Source organism: Pseudomonas sp. PDM28 (genome assembly GCF_019219115.1).
Classification (GTDB): Bacteria; Pseudomonadota; Gammaproteobacteria; order Pseudomonadales; family Pseudomonadaceae; genus Aquipseudomonas; species Aquipseudomonas laurylsulfatiphila.
The window spans coordinates 174345-190476 of the sequence record NZ_JAHUWG010000002.1 but is presented as its reverse complement, the minus strand read 5'-3'; the positions used below and the strand labels follow the sequence as shown (position 1 = coordinate 190476).

The window sequence follows — 16132 nt, the reverse complement described above, 5'->3', positions numbered from 1 at the left end:
TGGGGCAGGGGATGACTCAGGCGCGCTTGCTCTCGTAACCATGCAGCACGTTGACCGCATTGATCCCGATTTCATCGACCATATAGCCACCCTCCATCACGAACAGGGTCGGGCAGCCCACACCCGCGATCAGCTCGCCGATGCCGATGAAGTCTTCGCTTTCCAGCAGGAAGTGGCTGATGGGGTCGTCCTTGAACGTGTCGACGCCCAGTGAAATGACCAGCACCTCAGGGGCGAACTGCTGAAGTTTTTTGCAGGCGTGGAGCAGGGCGTTGCAGTAGCTTTCCCAGGTGGTGTTCTTCGGCAGCGGATAGTTCAGGTTGTAACCTTCGCCGTGCCCCGCGCCGACTTCGTGGCTGTAGCCCGAGTAGTACGGATAGGACACCGCAGGTTCGCCGTGCAGCGAGACAAACATGACGTCGCTGCGCCCGTAGAAAATGTTCTGCGTGCCGTTGCCGTGATGAAAGTCGACGTCCAGTACCGCAACACGCCGGGCGCCCTGGGTAATGGCCTGCTGTGCGGCAATGGCGGCGTTGTTCAGATAGCAGTAGCCGCCCATGTACTCACGCGCGGCGTGATGGCCGGGCGGGCGGCACAGGGCGAAGGCACTGTCGTGGCCTTCATCGATCAGCGCGAGACCGGTGAGGGCGATATCGGCACTGGTTTTTACCGCTTGCCAGGTCGTGGCGGTAATGGGCGAGCCGGCATCCATGGCATAGAAACCGAGCTTGCCGTCGATGAACGTCGGCACTTGTTCGCTGGCCAGATCCCGAACCGGCCATACCAGTGGCAGGGCATCATGAGTACGTCCGGTTGCACACCATTCTGTCCAGGCGTTTTCCAGAAAGCTGACGTAGCGCTCGCTGTGTGCGTTGACGTAACACGAGCGGTCAAACACACGCGGTTCGACGATCTGGCCAAGACCGACCTGCTTGACCCGACTATGGACAGTGTCGGCTCGGCTGGGCTGTTCGAAGGACGGCTTGAGCACGCCATCTTTCAATTCGGTACCGTGGTGCAAGCGGTGAGAATCACTGAAAACTGTAAACATTCTGCGCATCCGTTATTGTGAACCAGTGCAAATATTCTGTTCTGGCCGGGATGCGATTTCTTTGCTTTGTTTTCGCGGTTCTGCAGATTGTTCGGGCGTTTTTACTCAGGAATGGCGTAATGCAGAAAAAATCATCCAAACGCATCAGTCTCGACGAGACCGACCTGGCGATACTCACGTTGTTGCAGGAAGATGCGAGCATTTCCAACGCCGAGCTCAGCGAGCGCTTGTCGTTGAGCCTGACGCCTTGCTGGCGACGGCGTAAAAGAATGGAGGAAGCGGGTGTCATCAAGGGCTATCAGGCCAACCTCGATCGACGCATGCTGGGACTGGACATCATGGCGTTCGTGCACATCCGTTTTTCCACCCATGCCGATCACGCTCCGGACGCCTTTGAAGCCGTGATCGCGCAACTGCCCGAAGTGCTGTCCTGTCACAAGATCACTGGTGATTCCGATTACGTGCTGCAAGTGCTGGCAGAGGATCTTGATAGCTACAGTGACTTTATCGAGCAGGTGCTGAGGCGTCAGGTGGGTATTGCGTCAATTCAGTCCAGCCTGGCTTTACGCGAGGTCAAGACCAGCAGCCGAATTGCGATACCCAAGTTGAGCAAGGACTGAAAGGGAAGGGGGAAATTGTACTTCTTGTTGCCTGGGTAGGGGGCTTGCAAGTCCTTGCAGGTCATCTCCTGGCCTTGGTACGGCACACCCAAGCTCGTGATACCTCGCCGCTAGCCATTAAAAAAAGCACCCCTTACTCCCAGATATCATGATTTTTCACCAGCTTGAGCCTTCCTTATAGTCCTCCCAAGCCCACTTGGAACACGGTCGTGTTTCCCTTGATGCGAGACAATTTAATGGAAAACAAGAAACGCGCCGTCCAGGCTTCAGAGGTTGGGATGGGGACTCGAGTCGTATGGGGAGGAGAGCAGGTTCAACATCCGTACAATGCGACCCAGACCCCCATCGTGGTCAGTGCCGCCTATGGCTATGACGATATCGATAAGTGGTATGACGTGGCATTGGGAAAGGAGCCGGGCTTCATTTACAGCCGGATGAGCAATCCCACTGTCTCTGTCCTGGAAGATAAACTCTGTGAGCTCGAAAACGCGGAGTCGGCTGTCGCTTTCAGTACCGGAATGGCCGCAATCAGCGGTGTGCTACACACCTTCCTGTCCTATGGGCAGCGCGTGATATCTACACGTGACAGCTACGGTGGCACGAACAAGATCTTTGAGGAGTTTCTTCCACGCATGGGTGTGGACGTAACCCTTTGCGATACGCTCGACACTGTGGCGCTTGAGCAGGAGATTGCGAAAGGCTGCAACGTCCTGTACCTGGAAACACCCACGAACCCAACGCTGAAAATCGTTGATATTCGGCGCCTTGTGGCCGCGGCGAAGCGAGTGGGTGCTTTGGTGGTTGCGGACAATACATTCGCGACGCCGCTGAATCAGAATCCGCTCGCTCTAGGTGTTGATGTGGTTGTGCACAGCGCGACCAAATTCCTGTCCGGTCATGGTGATGTACTCGGTGGCGTGGTGTGCGGCGCTGAGCATTTGATGTCTCAAGTTCGCCATTACCGCGAAATCAATGGTGCCTCGCTGGATCCTTTTTCGGCGTATCTGATTATCCGGGGCATCAAGACTCTGGCCCTGCGTCTTCGCCAGCAACAGGCGAGCGCACAACTTTTGGCCGAGTACCTCTGCACCGAACCGCTGGTCGAGTCGGTGAATTATCCGGGGTTGCCTCAACATCCAGGTCATGACATCGCTCGTTCGCAAATGAACGGGTTCGGCGCCATCGTCAGCTTCGTGCTCAAAGGAGGAATGGATACCGTGACTCGTTTGCTGCCGCTGCTCAGATATGCGCATCGGGCGGGTAATCTGGGCGCTGTCGAGACCATTTATGGGCCGGCACGGACGACCAGTCACGTGGAAAATACCTTGGAAGAGCGTCAGGCACTTGGCATTTCCGAAGGTTTGGTTCGAGTGTCCGTAGGTATTGAGGACTCAGCAGATTTATTGGCTGATCTAAAACAAGCCTTCGCTTTAGTGCGAAGTAAACAAGGTGATGCAAACTTTCACGCTGACAGTGCCCAACGTTTCATTGAAGTAGAAGCCTGAATACGGGCAGGACTTTCGATATTCATCTTAAGCCCTTCATGAAGAATGAAAATAATAAAATCCAGCGACGACAAAATTGTACTGCCCAACAGCCGGTTACAAGGTGTTTGTCCGAACATTTCATGAGAATAAAACTATGTCCACGCATATCGAAGATAATCAGCCTGATCCAAACTCGCGTTTCAAAAAGGAAATGCAAACACGCCACATCGTGATGTTGGCACTGGGCGGTGTGATCGGTACGGGATTATTCCTGACCTCTGGATACACGGTTAATCAGGCAGGGCCGCTCGGTGCGGTGATCGCTTACATCATCGGTGCGGTGATGGTGTATCTGGTCATGGTCTGTCTCGGTGAGTTGGCTGTGCAGATGCCGGAAACCGGATCGTTCAGTAGCTACGCAACGCGATACCTGGGCCCAGGCACAGGCTATACAGTGGCCTGGCTTTACTGGCTCACATGGGCAGTAGCGATCGGATCAGAATTTACCGCGGCGGGCATACTGATGGTTCGGTGGTTTCCTGACACACCGGTCTGGATCTGGAGTGCGCTGTTTGCCCTTGCAGTCTTCATCAGCAATGTCGTCTCTGTCCGGTTGTTTGCGGAGACTGAATTTTGGCTTTCGCTGATTAAGGTTCTGACCGTTATCACCTTCATTGCGATCGGCGGAGCGGCAATATTCGGACTTTTGCAAGTACAGAGTTTGCAGGGGGCGGGACTTTCCAACTTCACACGTGAAGGGCTGTTCCCCACCGGGTTCCTGCCCATTGCCATGACCCTCCTGGCGGTATCCTTCGCATTTTCCGGAACCGAGCTGATCGGCATTGCGGCAGGTGAAGCACAGGATCCACAAACCAGCGTGCCCAAGGCTATCCGCACGACAGTGGTACGTTTGGCGCTGTTCTTCGTGGGGACAATTTTCGTCCTTGCGACGTTACTGCCACGGGAGCAAGCGGGGCTCGTAGAAAGTCCATTCGTCATGGTGTTTGAGCTGATTGGCATTCCTTACTCTGCCGACATCATGAACTTCGTCATTCTCACGGCACTGATTTCCGCCGCTAACTCGGGGTTGTATGCAGCCTCGCGCATGCTGTGGACATTGAGCGATCAAGGGCATATGCCAAAGCGCTACGCCAGGCTTTCCAGTCGGGGCACACCGGTGAACGCCATCGTGCTTAGCATGGCGGGTGCAGCGGCTTCTCTGCTCAGCAGTGTGTTTGCCCCTGACACGGTTTACTTGGCCCTGGTGTCCATTTCCGGTCTGGCGGTCGTCGTCGTGTGGATGAGCATTGCTGCAAGCCAGATCGCGTTCCGTCGCCAATACGTCGCTAATGGCGGGCGAGTTGAAGACCTGCATTTCCGTGTGCGCGGCTATCCATGGGTGCCGATCGGTGCACTGTTGTGTTGTCTGCTGGCCTGTGTGGGTATCGCTTTTGATCCTGAGCAGCGTGTGGCGCTTTACTTCGGTCTGCCCTTTATCGCGTGGTGTTATTTCGTTTACTGGATCACCCGAAACAAGAGGGCCGAGCGGTTGGCTTTGGCCGCAGCTGCTCAATCCTCTGGCACCGCGTGAATTTCTCAGGCAATGATTGAGCATAGATAAAGTCCTGATGAGGTTGCGCCGATGAGTCAAAAGTCACTACCCCCCTTGAACTGGTTGAGGGCGTTCGAAGTATCGGCGCGTTATCTGAACTTTACCCACGCGGCGCAAGAGCTCCATCTGACGCAAGGGGCTGTGAGTCAGCAGATCCGTCAGTTGGAAAGTCACCTCGGGGTGGCGCTGTTCAAGCGCTTGCCCCGAGGGCTTGGCTTGACCGAGGAAGGGCAGTCGTACCTGCCTGTTGTCCAAGACGCGATCAGTCGCCTTGCCGTCGGCACCAACGAGATTTTCGGCCAGCACAATCGAAGACATTTGAAGGTGCGTGGCAGCCTTTCCTTTCTTCACTATTGGTTGGCCCCCCGGCTCGCAGATTTTTGTCGGGAGTATCCCCAGATTGATATTCGATATATCAGCAATATCTGGGTGAAAGAACCGGACGGCGAGGATGACCTGGAGATTCGCTGGGGATGCGGTGAGTGGTCGGGTTTGCACGCTCAGCGATTGACCTGGGACATCCTTCAGCCTGTTTGCTCCCCACAGCTCATGGCCAGCTCACCCATACATGAGCCACGCGACTTGATGAACCATTCCCTGCTTCACGTGTTGGGTTACGAAGAAGGTTGGGGTTACTGGTTAAAGCGAGTGGGTGCAGACGACGTCGACTATTCCCGTGGCCTTCAGTTCGACACGCTGATTTCCACGATCCGCATGGCTGAATTGGGGCAGGGCGTTGCGCTGGCACGGTCTTCGGTGGTCGAGGATTTGCTCAAGAGCGGGCAATTGGTTGCGCCATTCAGTAACCGAATCGAGGCCAGCGAATCTTTTTATCTGGTGCACGAACAGAGCGAAGCGCTATCGCCTGATGCCGCAAATTTTTCTACCTGGCTGGTGGCTCAAGCCCATCGCCTTTTGTAATACCGATTGGGAGTGGTCATGGATTATGTAAGCACACGCGGCGGTGAGATGCGGGCGGATTTTCGCAGTGTGGTTCTGTCGGGGCTCGCCGAAAACGGTGGTCTCTATGTCCCAGCCAGTTTGCCGGTATTCACTGAGAAACAGATTGCCAGCTGGTCGTGGCTGCCGTTCGATGAGTTGGTTTGGCGAGTGATTTCGCCTTTTGTTGGCTCTTCCATAGACGAAAGTACCCTGCGTGGCTTGCTCAGTGACAGCTATCGACAATTCAAGCACCGCGCCATTACGCCGCTTGAGCAGATAGGGCATAACGAGTGGATACTCCAGCTGTTTCATGGCCCGACCCGTTCTTCCAAGGATTTCGCCGCGCAATTGCAGTCGCGCCTGGTCGAGCATTTTCTTAAGGAGGTCGGTAAAGAAGCGTTGGTGGTGGGGGCAACTAACGGTGATACGGGCCTTGCTGCGCTTGAAGCCTTTACTGACTGCCCGTTCGCCCGCATGGCGATACTGTATCCGCGCGATGGTCTTGCGCCTGAGCAACTCAGTGCCTTGCAGGCAGCCGACCCGCAGCGAGTCCAGCTGTTTGCGGTTGACGGTAATTTCGATGATTGCCAGCTGCTGGTCTCCCGACTCTTGCGTGAGTGGCCGTTGGACGCCGTGATGCCGATCTGTTTCAACTCGACCAATTGGATCGGCGTCCTGGCCCAGATCGTTTTTTACTTCCACGCGGCCTTGCAACTGGGCGGTGGCTCGCGTCCCGTTGGCTTTAGCGTTCCAGCGGCCAGCTCGGCCGAGATCTACGCCGGCTACATTGCGCAGAAAATGGGATTACCCATCAATCAGGTGATCATTTCGACCAACAGCAATGATGCCCTGCACCAGTTTTTTCATTGCAATCGCTACTCCACCCGGATGACTGATCGAACAGTATCGCCGGCGATGGACTTCTCGTTGTTTTCCAACCTGGAGCGGTTTATCTGGGAGATTTACGAGCACGATGCCGGCTCGACAAAAGCGCTGATGGAGCATTTTGAAGGTTGCGGAGAAATGAGCATCGGCAACCAGCAATGGCTGCGTGCTCGCGTACTCTTCGATTCCTATGCGGTAGACGAATCCCAGGTGCGTGATGAGGTCGTCGAACTGTTCCGCGAGACGGGCTCGGCCATCGATCCTCACACCGCTGTTGGGGTACTGGCGGGCAGGCTTCATCGACGCAGCCTGGGCGCGCCGATGGTCACCTTCGGGCAAATTGCGCCGGCCAAGTCGGCGGCGCTGTTGGCCGAGCTGGGCGTCTGGCATGCAAGCGTTCCGACGACCGTCGAGGTGCTCGCGCAACCACCGTACCTGGCCAAGGGCGATCTGGACGGGCTGTGCCAGGCGCTTTGTCTGGCGCAGCAGAGGCCTGTATGAAACGCATTCTGGATCCGTTGGATGAACGCATACTGGCCGAACTGACCGCCAATGCGCGAATAGCCCATATCGAACTGGGTGCCAAGATCAACTTGTCGCGCAATGCGGTGCGCCAGCGCATCGAGCGTCTTGAGCGCGACGGTGCGATCCAGGGCTATACGGTGCTTCTCGGTGAGTCGCGGCGGCCTGCGTCGCTTATCAGTGCGGTGATCTTCGTCTACCGCTACGACCGCATGCGTGGCGAAGCCGTATTGGCTGCGCTGCGCTCCATTCCCGAAGTCGTGCAATGTGAAGTACTCAGTGGTGAGTTCGATTTAATGCTGCGCGTGAATGCCGCCACACCGGAGCGTGTCCATCTTGTGTGGAAGGAAATCGCGGCCATGCCAGGGGTGGAAAACACCGTGACCTCGTTTGTCCTTTCTGCAGTGTTTTAAAGAAAATGAGCTTGGGCAAAATGCCCAATTAATAGAGCAGACTGCCATATTCAACTGCCAAAGCCCGGCTCTTAGGATGTTCCTGTCGAACAACATCAATAAAGGAACAGCTTTCATGACTGAGTACAAAATTGCCTTGGTAGGGTTTGGTGGCGTGAACCGTGGCTTCGCCCAGTTGGTCGCCGATCGTAATGCCCAGTGGAAAGAGTCCCTGGGCTTCACTATTAAAATTGTCGGTGTCACCGATCTGTTCCTCGGCTCCATCGTTGCCAAAGACGGTCTGGATGCAAAGCAGTTGGTCGCGCTACCGATCGAGAAAGGCGCACTCGCTCAACTGCCCGGCGGCAATGCCGAGGCCTTCAACGAAACCGTGATCAAGCATTCCGGTGCCGACATCATCGCCGAGGCCACCTTCACCAATCCGGTGGATGGCGAGCCCGCCACGACCTTTTGCCGCTGGGCCCTGGAAAGTGGCATTCATGTAGTGACCACCAATAAGGGCCCAATTGCGCTGCACGGTGCCGAACTCAAGGCATTGGCTCGTCGCAACCAGGTCGCTTTCGAGTACGAGGGGGCGGTGATGAGTGGCACGCCCGTGATTCGTCTGGCCAAGCAGGCCTTGGCGGGTGCCAACGTACAGGGCTTCGAAGGCATCCTGAACGGCACTTCCAACTATGTGCTCAGCCAAATGAAAGACGGCCTGGCGTTCAACGATGCCGTCGTACAGGCGCAACAACTCGGTTACGCCGAGGCAGATCCAACCGCCGATGTGGAAGGGTTTGACGTACGCCTCAAGGTGGTCATCCTGGCCAACGAACTTCTGAATGCACGACTGAATGTCAGTGACGTAGCCTGTTCAGGCATCAGCAATATCAGCGCGCAGGATATCGCTCAGGCAAGTGCCAATGGGGAGAGCTGGAAACTGATTGGCTCAGCCGATCGTGAAGCCGATGGTTCGGTTCGAGCGAGTGTCGAGGCCCGGCTGCTGCCGAATTCGCATCCCCTGGCGGGTATTGCCGGCGCCACGAATGCAGTGTCGTTCAATACCGAGTTGCTGGGAGCTGTCACGGTGTCCGGGCCTGGGGCAGGGCGTATCGAGACGGCCTTCGCATTGCTGTCGGACATCGTCGCCATCCACACCGCCCACGGCAAATAACAGGAGATAGTCATGAGCGTATCCAGCATGGCCAGTATCCAGCTTGTTGAAGCCAAACAGATTGATGTGTTCAGTCCATTCGATGGTCGCTTGGTAGGGAGTGTCCCTTGCCTTGATGCCGCTGCAGTTCCTGGCTTGCTGGAACGCGCGCGAATCGGCGTTCGCGAGAGCGCGGCAATGCCTCGTCACCAACGTGCGCGCATTCTTGAGGATGCCGCTCGAAGTGTGGAGCTTGAGTCTGATGCATTCGCCAGGTTGATTGTTGCAGAGGCGGGAAAAACGCTGCGGCAAGCAGAGAAGGAAGTGAAGCGTTGCGTGAACACGTTGAAGTTATCGGCGGAGGAGGCGCGTCGTAACGCCGGGGAAGTGATTCCATTCGGGGCCTATGAAGGATCGGAATCGCGTCAAGGTTGGTTCACGCGGGAACCCTTGGGACTTATCGTCGCAATCACGCCCTATAACGATCCGCTGAATCTGGTCGCCCATAAACTCGGCCCGGCAATCGCCGGTGGCAATGCGGTGATTTTGAAACCTTCGGAACTCGCGCCGTTGTCTGCACTCAAGCTCGTCGAGTGCCTGGTGAAAGCGGGTCTTCCACCCTCTGTGATTACCCCGGCTACGGGTGGCATCGACTTGGGTAAAGCATTGGTGGAGGTTCGCGAAGTTCGGATGATTTCCTTTACGGGTGGTTTTGCAACAGGAGAGGCCATCGCTCGTAGTGCCGGGTTGAAGAAGCTGGCAATGGATCTCGGAGGAAATGCCCCGGTTCTCGTGCTTGAAGATTGTGATATGGAACCGACCGTGGAGTCTTGCGTGTCGGGTGCCTTCTGGGCAGCAGGGCAGAATTGCATCGGTACGCAGCGCATCCTTATCCATAGTTCAATTTATGAGGACTTCCGTGAGCGTTTTGTCAGCCAAACGCGCGCCTTGGTAGTGGGTGATCCTCACCAACGAGCAACGGATGTAGGCCCGATGATTACCGAGCAGGCGGCACGTCGTACCGAGCAATTGGTAAATGAAGCGCTGGCCGAGGGGGCGGTTCTGCTGTGTGGGCACCATCGCCAAGGGGGAAGCTATGCGCCGACCGTGCTTGAGCACGTGAGCCATGGCAGTACGATTTGGCAGCAGGAAGTCTTCGCGCCGGTGGTTATCCTGGAGCCTTTTGACCATTTGGAAGACGCCATTGCTCTGGCCAACGCAACAGAGTACAGCTTGCACGCCGGTCTTTTCACACGTGACATTTCCAAGGCTTTGAAACTGGCGCGTCAGATTGAAGCGGGGGGCGTGATGATCAACGACTCTTCCGATTATCGTTTCGATGCCATGCCTTTCGGTGGTTTCAAGTACGGAAGTCTGGGGCGCGAAGGTGTTCGATTTGCGTATGAAGACATGACGCAGCCTAAAGTGGTTTGCATCAGTGAGTTGGATTGAACCTGCGAAGTACATTGCCATCGGCTCACATCGGGTGGACGCTTTTTCTGAAGCCCGATGTCCCCCGGTGCTAAAAAATGGAAGTGCATCGGACGAACTTGGCATGGCGCCGCGAGCGTTGAGTCTTGGCTGACCAAGTGATTTTGGTTTACGTACAAAAGGGCCTGAGAGGGCCCTTTTTGTTGCCCGGGTTTCATTCGGAGCCGAGCTTGCATGTGCGGCTGTTTCATCGCAGCACACGCAGCATCATGCTGACGGCCGAGGGGACCCTGTTCCTTGAGCGCTGCCGCCGCGTCCTCAGTGAAGTCACCGCAGCAGAGTCCGAGCTGTCAGGCCTGGCTGGCAGTCCACGTGGACGTCTTCGGGTGGGCACGCCTGCACTCGGCGACCTTATGATGCCGGCTTTTGAGGGGTTTATGGAGCGGTATCCGGAAGTCGAACTGGATATCCATTTTTGTGACCGCATGGTCGATGTGATCGGGGAGGGGTTCGACGCGGTGATACGCACCGGCGAGCAAACCGATATTCGCTTGACCGCGCGCCGCCTGGGTTCTTGCGCACATGTTCTGGTGGCGTCGTCGACGTATCTCAAGCGGCATGGTGTACCCACTTATCCGCGTGAACTGGAACGCCATTCATGTCTGCTGCAAAATTCCCCGCGACCGGAAAGCTGGAGCGTTGGCCGCTGCGGCTCGAAACGTGGCGACCTCTGCTGAGGCCGCCATTTTTCAGGTGAATTGATCAGTTACCGTTTGGCAACGACAGGTTGATGCCTTCCTTCTTCAGGGCATCACGCACATATTGGAATTTCTGGTACTGCGACAGCTCGATCGGTCCGTCATAGCCCATGCTTTGCAGTTTGCGTGGCGGGTAATCAATGTACGTTTTCATCAGTTTCATGATCGCTGCCGAGATCGGCACCATGGTCCAGGTACGCTCGGTAAAGTTGTTCATGAAGAGGTCATAGCGCTCTTGCGGGTCTTGCCACAAGTCAAAGACCTGCGGCACGGTGGCCACGTATTTCTGTGCGCCTTTCCAACCCAGGTTCGAGTCCACGGCGAGACCGCCCGTTTGGGCGCCATCGTCGCCGCGCAGGTTGAATACCGCTTTGTAGTTCCCGACACGGGCCGCACCTGGGGACAGTTCATTCTCGGTAAAGTAGAACCACTCCTTGCGCGGCGAAGGGGCGCTACCGGTGAGTACTGGCGTCATGTCGTAGCTGTCGAAGATGATCGGCTGCCCCTCGCGATCTTTCTCCGGCAGCTTCACGCCAGCCACAGAGGCGAACGTCGCCATCAAGTCCAGGCCACCGAGCATCTCGTGGTTTTTCGTGTCCGGCTTGATCTTGTCTGGCCAGACGGCAATGGCCGGTACCCGGTTACCGCCCTCACGCACCGTGCCCTTGGTGCCGCGGAACGGGGTATAGCCGGCGTCCGGATAAACGTCCTGCCAGGCCCCGTTGTCAGTGGTGTAAACCACCAAGGTGTTCTTATCCAGGCCCAGCGCCTTGAGCTTGTCCATGATGCGGCCGATGTGGGTATCGAGTTCGACGATGGAGTCGGCGTATTTGGATTTGGACATGGACTTATGAATGAACTCCGGGGCCGGCATATTCGGCTGGTGGACTTTCATGAAGTTGACGTTGATGAAAAACGGCTTGTCGGATTTGGCCGCCGTGTCGAGAAACTCAAGGGCAGCTTTTTCGACATAGTTATCAAAGAACGGAATGCCGACCACCCCGGGTTTGCCGTCCACGACGGGTGTGTCCACGTACTGGCCATTGATCTTGAACTCTTCAACCGGTTTTTCGCCGGCCTTGCCGGACAACGCGCCTTTGGTCACCTTCTGGAACATCTCGCGGGTTTCCGGATCCATGTCGGGGAACCACGTTGGGTCCGCGTAGGTATAGGCATTGAGGTGATACAGGCCGACGTACTTCATCACGTCATAACCCTGGGCATTGGGCAGCGCATAGTCGGCTTCGCCCAAATGCCATTTGCCGGTGAAGTAGGTGTCATAGCCGCCGGTCTTCAACACGGATGCCAGCGTCCATTCGGCGGCTGGCAAACCACCGCCCTGACCTTGAAACGCCACGGTGGTCATGCCGCTGCGATTGGGGATGCGCCCGGTTTGCATGGCCGCCCGACCAGGCGTGCAGCTCGGCTGCGCATAGAAGGAGTAGAAAGTGACACCTTCTGCCGCCAACTCATCGATCTTGGGCGTTGGCATGCCGCGCCCGATCCCGCCTCCGTACGGACCCAGATCGCCATAGCCGGTGTCATCGGAAACGATGAACAGGATATTGGTTTTTTCTGTTTGAGCGGCGTGGGCAAGCCCGTTCAATGACAACAGTGCAGCAAACACGACAGACAACTTGAAACGATCCGATAGCTTATCCATGCCAGCAACCTCGTTGTTTCATGATGTTGGCCGGTGATGAGTGCACAACTGCATTGACCCACGTGCTTTGACCACCGAGCAATTAGCCCAGGTACTGCTTACAGATCATGACTTCTGTTGTTGCATGCCCCTGTAAGGAGTAAGGCGCACGAAGGAGTCTAGTGCGGCTTTTACGGCTCAGCGGGGTATTTGCTCATACGTTGAATTCACCTGCAGCGGTGTTTCACTCGAATGCAAATACCTTCTTCCAGTCCTTTTTCATGCTGATGACCGTCCAGCCATCTCGCTTTGCCTGGTCATAGAGGGGTTGCGTAAAAGTGCCTACCTTGGTCTCCGGCAATGCTTGAGCCGGGCCATAGGCATATTCGCGCTCGGCGTCGTCGTGCAGCACCAGCATCACCAGCCGCGCGCCTTGGCCGGCCTTGGTGTATTCCAGCATCTGCTTGTCGCCGGTGGAGTTGCCGAAGGCCGCGTTTGGCTGACGGCCCGTCATCAGATAAATGTTCTCTGGCTTGCCGGCATCGTTGTCGTTGAGCACTACTTTGGGTTGCTTGATCAACTGCGGTTTACCGCTCTTGTCGTAGACATACTCGGTTGCGCCAGCACTCCCGACGACCTGTTCCGCAGGCACGCCATAGATCTCCTCGGAATAGGCGCGAACGAAGTCCTGACCACCCCCGGTCACAATGTAGGTCTTGTAGCCATTGTCACGCAGGTACTGCATGACTTCTTTCATCGGCTGATACGTCAGTTCGGTGAAAGGACGCTTCCAGCGAGGGTCGCGGGCTTCGGCCAGCCATGCACGAACTTGCTGCTTGAACTCATCCGTAGGCATGCCGCTGAGGGTCACCATGGCGATTTTCAGGTAGTCATCGAGGGTCAGTTTTGCCATGGCGGCGCGGTCGCCCGACAGTACCGTCTTGAAGGGTTCGGCGCTGGCCAACTCCGGTTTTGCCTTGACCACCTCAGGAACGCGACTCAGGCAATAAAACAGTTGGCTATACGCAGGATGTTCGACCCATAACGTGCCGTCCTGGTCGAAGGTCGCGATGCGTTCGGCTGGCGAAACGAACTGGCTACCCCCTTGCTGGGTGGTCGCCTTGACGAATTCCACGATGGCTTGCTTGGCCGGCCCGTCATTCCAGGATGCCAAAGGGTCAGCCGCGAACACCGCCGTCGACGCGATCAGGCTCAGCCCGAGTACGACGAGGGGCGCGCCATGGTGGCGTTCAACGTGCGAGCAAAGGCGGGTCGTAGTGACTGCGGAGTTCCAGGTACGCTGCGCCAGGATCATGAGGTTCATGAAGTTCACCTACGGTGGATGGATTAATCATTGGCGGTTACATGGCTGCTCACTCTGGCGATGACTACAGCAGTCAGTTCGCAAACCAGTGTAGTGGGTTTGGGAATAATTGTTGTTTCTGCACTCGGATCGAGACATTGCTCAATGCAGGAGCGGCACGGGATGGGGCATGTCTGAGAAGTACATTCCGGGGGAGTGCAACATGAGCTAATCAGCTATACACAATATTCCACCCAGCACTTCTTCAACCGATCGAGGTTGTCAATGAATTACACCATCCCACTGACAGCGCTACTGGTCACAGTAAGTCTCTCGGGCTGTACCCGTTCATCCACCCAGTCGGTGACGCTTCCCCTGAAAGCCACCGAGCAGAATGCCGGCCAGATCGCCAATACGACGCTGACCGACGTGGACAACGAAAGTAATTTCAACTTCTATATCTCTGGCGTCCCGACAGGAACCACCATGCCGTTGCGCATTTACACGTTCGTCAACAGAGGCAACTGCCACCAGCCAGGGCCGGTGGCTTACGAGATGAATGACAGGATTACCACTCAGCGTAGTGCTCAGACAGGTTGGAGGTTTGAGCGAGTTGCTCCGGTTTCTGTGTCGGATCTGTTGTCCGGTCAATATTCCGTTGTCGTGCGCACGACACCTGAGGATGGCAGCGTCGATCTTTTTTGCGGGGATATCGCACAAGCGGCTCGCTGAACGTTTTCGCTGATCGGTAAGCCAAGCGTCGCCAACGCGATTGCCGCGTGAGCAAGTGCCGCTGATGTTCAGCGGCACTTGCTTGGGCTCATGCAAGCAGCTGTCGCTTCAGAACCTTGCCCACCGAACTGCGGGGCAGGGTGTCAATCATCTGCACCGACTTCACGCACTTGAAACCAGCCAGACGCAGGCGGCAGGCCTCGATGATCGCGGCCTCACTGGTAGCGCCTGGCGACGCGGCAACGACGAAGGCTACTGGCACCTCGCCCCATCGCGCATCAGGCTGACCGACGACGGCGACCTCGGCGACACCTGGCAACGAGGCAATAACCGCCTCCAGTTCTGCCGGGTAGATGTTCTCGCCACCGCTGATGATCATGTCCTTCAGGCGATCCACAACGTGGAGAAATCCATGCTCGTCAATGCGGCCGATGTCACCGGTTCTGTACCAACCTTGGTGAATAGCTGCCTGGGAGGCTTGCGGATTACGCCAGTAGCCGGAAAACATCATCGGCCCACGACACCAGACTTCGCCGTCCAGGCCGGGGGCCAGTGGCTCCAGGCTGGACGGATCGACGATTCTGACCTCACCAAACATCAGCACCTTGCCGTGGGAGTGGGCATGGGCGAGGCCCATTTCCTGGGTCCAAAAGGTCACCGCGCCACAAAACTCGGTAATGCCGTACACCTGCTGCACCTTCACGCCGATGGCCAGGCAGTCTTCGATTAGCCTGAGGGGAACTGCCGAGGCGCCGCAGGTCACGGAAACCAGGCTGCTGCTATCGACTTCCTGTTTTTTCGCCAGGGTCAACAATGCCTGAAGCATCACTGGCACGGTCATCAGGCTGGTGATGCGCTCGCGAGCGATCACCTCCCAGACTTCTGTGGGGTCGAAGTCAGGCAGCAGCACCGTGGTGCAACCTTTGAACACGTTGGTCAGCATGGGTGAAAGTCCGCCGATATGGAACATCGGGGCGATCAGTAGAAAACGGTGGTCCTGATTCCACTCCAGCGTGGCGCTGTTGCTTTGCGCGGTCCAGATCAATGCAGCGTGGGAGAGCAAAGCGCCCTTGGGTTTTCCGGTAGTGCCCGAGGTGTACATGATCACCGCAGGGGCATCACCGCCGCGGCCCAGCAACAGCGGTGCGTCCAGGCTGGTATCGGCAGTGATGCGCTCGTAGGCGCCTGGCGCTTGTCCGGTACCTTTGTTGATCAGGGTCAGACCTGGAAGGTCAGCTACCAATTGCCGGACGGTGGGTGCGAACGCGTCCTCGAACAGCAGCGCTGCCGGTTCGCTGTCGGCCAGGATGTAGCTCAGCTCGGGCGCCTGAAGGCGCCAGTTGAGTACCACCAACGTGGCGCCGGCCTTCGCTACGGCAAACAGCGCGCAGGCGAGAAACTCGCTGTTCTTTGAATAGACCGCCACGCGATCGTCTTCGGCCACGCCCTGTGCAACCAGATAATTGGCCAGGCGATTACAGCGTGCGTCGAACTGGGCGAAGGTCCATCTTCCCGTGGGTGAAACCAGCGCTTCTCGGTCTGGCGTCAAGTCGGCGCGCTGTGCCAGCAACCGTCCTAAATGTACGCTCATGGCGTTCT

General features: G+C 56.8%; 13 protein-coding genes and 1 pseudogene. 10 read left to right on the top strand and 4 right to left on the bottom strand.

All coding sequences use genetic code 11. The annotated features are described in order from the left end of the window. Positions 1–16: 16 nt before the first annotated feature. Entirely contained in the window at positions 17–1051 is a 1035-nt protein-coding gene (locus KW841_RS04180; RefSeq protein WP_218473820.1) for a histone deacetylase family protein, read from the bottom strand. Between the two features lie 119 nt (positions 1052–1170). On the opposite strand from KW841_RS04180, the gene KW841_RS04175 reads away from it, so the two are divergent. The 9 genes and pseudogenes from KW841_RS04175 to KW841_RS04135 all read left to right on the top strand — a co-directional run. Continuing rightward, the gene (locus KW841_RS04175) at positions 1171–1671 is read left to right on the top strand and encodes an Lrp/AsnC family transcriptional regulator (protein WP_007974741.1); all 501 of its coding nucleotides are present in this window, start codon (positions 1171–1173) and stop codon (positions 1669–1671) included. A gap of 236 nt (positions 1672–1907) precedes the next feature. Next, positions 1908–3176: a cystathionine gamma-synthase family protein gene (locus tag KW841_RS04170; protein ID WP_218473818.1), complete on the top strand. Its 1269-nt coding sequence runs from the start codon at positions 1908–1910 to the stop codon at positions 3174–3176. A 136-nt stretch (positions 3177–3312) separates the two neighbouring features. Further along, positions 3313–4749: an amino acid permease gene (locus tag KW841_RS04165; protein ID WP_218473816.1), complete on the top strand. Its 1437-nt coding sequence runs from the start codon at positions 3313–3315 to the stop codon at positions 4747–4749. Between the two features lie 51 nt (positions 4750–4800). After that, positions 4801–5691, top strand: coding sequence for a LysR substrate-binding domain-containing protein (locus tag KW841_RS04160; RefSeq protein ID WP_218473813.1), 891 nt, complete (start codon positions 4801–4803; stop codon positions 5689–5691). Between the two features lie 18 nt (positions 5692–5709). After that, positions 5710–7098, top strand: coding sequence for a threonine synthase (gene thrC / locus KW841_RS04155; RefSeq protein ID WP_218474547.1), 1389 nt, complete (start codon positions 5710–5712; stop codon positions 7096–7098). Further along, positions 7095–7532: an Lrp/AsnC family transcriptional regulator gene (locus KW841_RS04150; protein ID WP_104448105.1), complete on the top strand. Its 438-nt coding sequence runs from the start codon at positions 7095–7097 to the stop codon at positions 7530–7532. Before thrC ends, KW841_RS04150 begins: the two co-directional genes overlap by 4 nt. A gap of 115 nt (positions 7533–7647) precedes the next feature. Continuing rightward, entirely contained in the window at positions 7648–8688 is a 1041-nt protein-coding gene (locus tag KW841_RS04145) for a homoserine dehydrogenase (RefSeq protein WP_218473811.1), read from the top strand. Positions 8689–8700: 12 nt separating this feature from the next. Continuing rightward, entirely contained in the window at positions 8701–10119 is a 1419-nt protein-coding gene (locus KW841_RS04140) for an aldehyde dehydrogenase family protein (protein ID WP_218473809.1), read from the top strand. A gap of 200 nt (positions 10120–10319) precedes the next feature. After that, positions 10320–10819: pseudogene (locus KW841_RS04135) on the top strand (LysR substrate-binding domain-containing protein); the annotation flags it as partial. Between the two features lie 41 nt (positions 10820–10860). Here KW841_RS04135 and KW841_RS04130 read toward each other — a convergent pair. Both KW841_RS04130 and KW841_RS04125 read right to left on the bottom strand, forming a co-directional pair. After that, positions 10861–12519, bottom strand: coding sequence for an arylsulfatase (locus KW841_RS04130; RefSeq protein ID WP_218473806.1), 1659 nt, complete (start codon positions 12517–12519; stop codon positions 10861–10863). Positions 12520–12742: 223 nt separating this feature from the next. Further along, complete coding sequence (locus KW841_RS04125; RefSeq protein WP_007971549.1) at positions 12743–13822, bottom strand: HAD family phosphatase; 1080 nt, start codon at positions 13820–13822, stop codon at positions 12743–12745. Positions 13823–14086: 264 nt separating this feature from the next. Here KW841_RS04125 and KW841_RS04120 point away from each other — a divergent pair, with 264 nt between their 5' ends. Then, positions 14087–14533: a hypothetical protein gene (locus KW841_RS04120; RefSeq protein WP_218473803.1), complete on the top strand. Its 447-nt coding sequence runs from the start codon at positions 14087–14089 to the stop codon at positions 14531–14533. Positions 14534–14621: 88 nt separating this feature from the next. Here KW841_RS04120 and menE read toward each other — a convergent pair whose 3' ends face one another. Beyond that, positions 14622–16124, bottom strand: a complete 1503-nt coding sequence (gene menE, locus KW841_RS04115) for an o-succinylbenzoate--CoA ligase (RefSeq protein ID WP_218473801.1) — start codon at positions 16122–16124, stop codon at positions 14622–14624. Positions 16125–16132: the final 8 nt, after the last annotated feature.